Genomic DNA, 2,949 nt, shown 5'->3' with positions numbered 1-2,949 from the left:
CTGACACTCCGCTATCGCGAGCAGGCTCGCTCCCACAGTAGTTCAGTGTTGTGATTGATCTGACTCCGTACCACCGGTCAGCGGAAAAACAATTAACCGACCGTTTATCCGCTAGTCTCTGATGCGCGAGCGGCGTCATGCGCGTATGATTCGCGACCCTTCGGCGATCCTTTCGCCCAAAGACCAGATTTCAAATCTTCAGGCCAGGCCTGAACAGACCACACCGGGAGGTGCCCAGATGAGTATCAACGACCAGAAAGACGACCAGGAAATCGGCCCAGCAGGCGAAAAACTGCAGAAAGTCCTCGCCCGTATCGGCGTCGGCTCGCGCCGCGACGTAGAAGCCTGGATCAGTCATGGCCGGATCAAGGTCAACGGCAAAGATGCCACCCTTGGCCTGCGAGTCGACCTGCACGACGCCATCACCATCGATGGCAAGGTGATCAAGCGTGAAGAAGCGGCCGAATCGGTCCGCCGCGTGATCATGTACAACAAACCCGACGGCGAAATCTGCACCCGTGACGACCCGGAAGGCCGTCCGACCGTGTTCGACAAAATGCCGAAACCCAAAGAAGGCCGCTGGATCAACATCGGTCGTCTGGACATCAACACCACCGGTTTGCTGATGTTCACCACCGACGGTGAGCTGGCCAACCGCCTGATGCACCCTTCCTACGAAATGGACCGCGAGTACGCGGTACGTGTACGGGGTGAAGTCGACGACGAAATGATCGAGCGCCTGAAGGCTGGTGTCGTTCTCGAAGACGGCCCGGCGAAGTTCACCGACATCAAGCAGGCGCCAGGTGGCGAAGGTTTCAACCACTGGTACCACTGCGTGGTGATGGAAGGTCGTAACCGTGAAGTTCGACGTCTGTGGGAATCCCAGGGGCTGGTGGTCAGCCGTCTGAAGCGCGTGCGTTTCGGTCCGGTGTTCCTCAACTCTGACCTGCCGATGGGCCGCTGGCGCGAAATGAGCCAGTACGAAGTCGACGTACTGAGTGCTGAAGTCGGTTTGACCCCGGTGGCCATGCCGCAAATGAACGCCAAGAGCAAAGACAAGCTTGAGCGTATGCAGCGCAAGTCGTCGCGCCCGGTCGGCAAGAGCGAGCGCGTGCGGACCCTGCGTCCAGCGACCGGCGCTCCAGCGGCTGCTGGCCCGCGTCCAGCGCGCGAGCCGCAGATCGAAGGCGAGCGTCCGGCTCGCAAGCCTGCACCACGTCAGGATGGCGAGCGCGGTCCACGCACTCCGCGTCCGGCCAACGGTCGCACTGAACGTGGCGAAGGCCGCGGTGCTCCAGCCGGTGGTCGCAGTGATCGCGGTGCGCCGGCAGGTCGTGGTGAGTCGGGTCGCGGTACGCCAGTGGCAGACCGTCCGTCCGACACCAAGCGCCCGGCCAAGCCTGCGCCGAAAAAGCGCCCGGGCATCGTCCTGGTCGACCGTGATGCGCCATCGGGCAAGCGTCGCGGCGCACCGGCCGGTTCCGGCCAGCGTCCTGGCTTTGGTCGTCGCAAGCCGGAATAATCGGTAAGCGCTCCATAAAAAACGCCTACCCCCGGGTTGGCGTTTTTTTTTGCCTCGGCTTTAGTGATGCAGTGTTTTTGAGTCTGTCATCGCGAGCAGGCTCGCTCCCACAGGTGAACGAGATCGTTCAGATAAATGCGCTCAAATGTGGGAGCGAGCCTGCTCGCGATGAGGTCAGTAGCTGCCCCACCATCTTCAGGACTAGAACACAAACCGCCCATCAAACACGGGCTTGTCATCCAGTGCCAACACACCACTGGCGAAGATCAGGTCCAGGTGATGGCTGCCCTTGGCGCCACCGCCCAACCCCAGGTGGAGGCCGCAATGGCGCTCTTCGAAGCCGGCGTTGCGGGCATACAGGTCCTTGACGCCCTCATTGGTGCCGATCCCCAACTCCTCGATGCGTCGGTTGGACGGGTTGGCATCCAGGTATTTGTTGAAGTCATGTTCCAGCCCCGGCACTTGCGTGGCGATTCGGCTGATGGTCGAGTTCTCGATCCACAACTCCAGCGGTGATTCGAGCACACCATATTTGCGGGCGAAGGGAATGGTGCCGAGGAAGGTGCCGACGAACTTTACCTGGCCATTGATGGCTTCGCTGTGGGTGGCAATCTCGCCGGGCGCCAGGTCGAAGTTGCCGACGCCGTTGATATTGGTCCACTTCTTGATGCTGCTCAGCGGTGTTTCGAAGTAAGAGCCATGGCGATCACTGAAGCTCAGGGTGGTGGCCTGGGACATGCGCTGGATCAGATGGCTGTTGAGCCCGGCGATACGTCGTGGTGTGACGCTGAAGGTGTCGTAGAAGTAATCGCCGTAATCCTTGAACAGCAGCGACTTCTTCCAGTGGTCGGCCATGACGCTTTGCAGGGCGCGAACAAAGTCGGGGCCGTCCGGACGCGGGTTGGGCAAGGTCGACGAGTCATAGAAGAAAATGTACAGATCGCAGTCGGCAATCGCCTGCGCCAGGGTTTGGGTTGGTTCGAGGTCCAGGCGCATGGCACTGAAGTGAAATGGCTCGTTGGACGCTTGCTCGATGATCGCGCCGGTCAATGCTTCGTAAGGTTGCGTATGTCCAAGCAAGACCTTGGCCGGACGTACGCCAACGAGGGCAGGGTGGTGTTCGAGGTAGTAAAGGAAATGCGAAATGGCGCGGAGTCTATCCATGAATCCTCCCTGACAGTCAGCGAATAGTGGCAGGTACGACCGGCCGGCGCGTACCTGCCTGGATTTCTTACAAAGGCCACATCGCCGTGCCGAACGGAACGACCGCGTCGGCTTGCATCATTTCAACAGCTGCGTCGTGAGTCGGCGCTTCAAACCACTCGTCCAGTTGCAGTTCGGTTTCCAGGTCTTTATTCATTGCTTGCATAGTGAATCTCCCTGATAGCTTTAAGGTTGAATGGCGGTGCTGTTTTCAGTGCATGAAT

3 protein-coding genes are annotated in these 2,949 nt (G+C 59.7%); 1 reads left to right on the top strand and 2 read right to left on the bottom strand.

Annotated elements, in window-relative coordinates:
• Window positions 1-238: 238 nt before the first annotated feature.
• Window positions 239-1,522 (top strand): 23S rRNA pseudouridine(2605) synthase RluB, encoded by a 1,284-nt coding sequence (rluB, locus tag AC1DH9_RS07770; RefSeq protein ID WP_123583961.1) that lies wholly within the window; start codon window positions 239-241, stop codon window positions 1,520-1,522.
• Between the two features lie 201 nt (window positions 1,523-1,723).
• Here rluB and AC1DH9_RS07765 read toward each other — a convergent pair whose 3' ends face one another.
• On the bottom strand, window positions 1,724-2,686 hold the full coding sequence (locus tag AC1DH9_RS07765; RefSeq protein ID WP_427539155.1) for a M29 family metallopeptidase: 963 nt from the start codon (window positions 2,684-2,686) through the stop codon (window positions 1,724-1,726).
• Between the two features lie 67 nt (window positions 2,687-2,753).
• Window positions 2,754-2,891 carry a hypothetical protein gene (locus tag AC1DH9_RS07760; protein ID WP_054596264.1) on the bottom strand — a complete coding sequence of 46 codons (138 nt, stop codon included), beginning with the start codon at window positions 2,889-2,891 and terminating at the stop codon, window positions 2,754-2,756.
• Between the last annotated feature and the right edge of the window lie 58 nt (window positions 2,892-2,949).

The sequence above is a fragment of the Pseudomonas sp. 05T35 genome (assembly GCF_056396605.1).
This window is presented reverse-complemented; position numbering and strand designations above follow the sequence as displayed.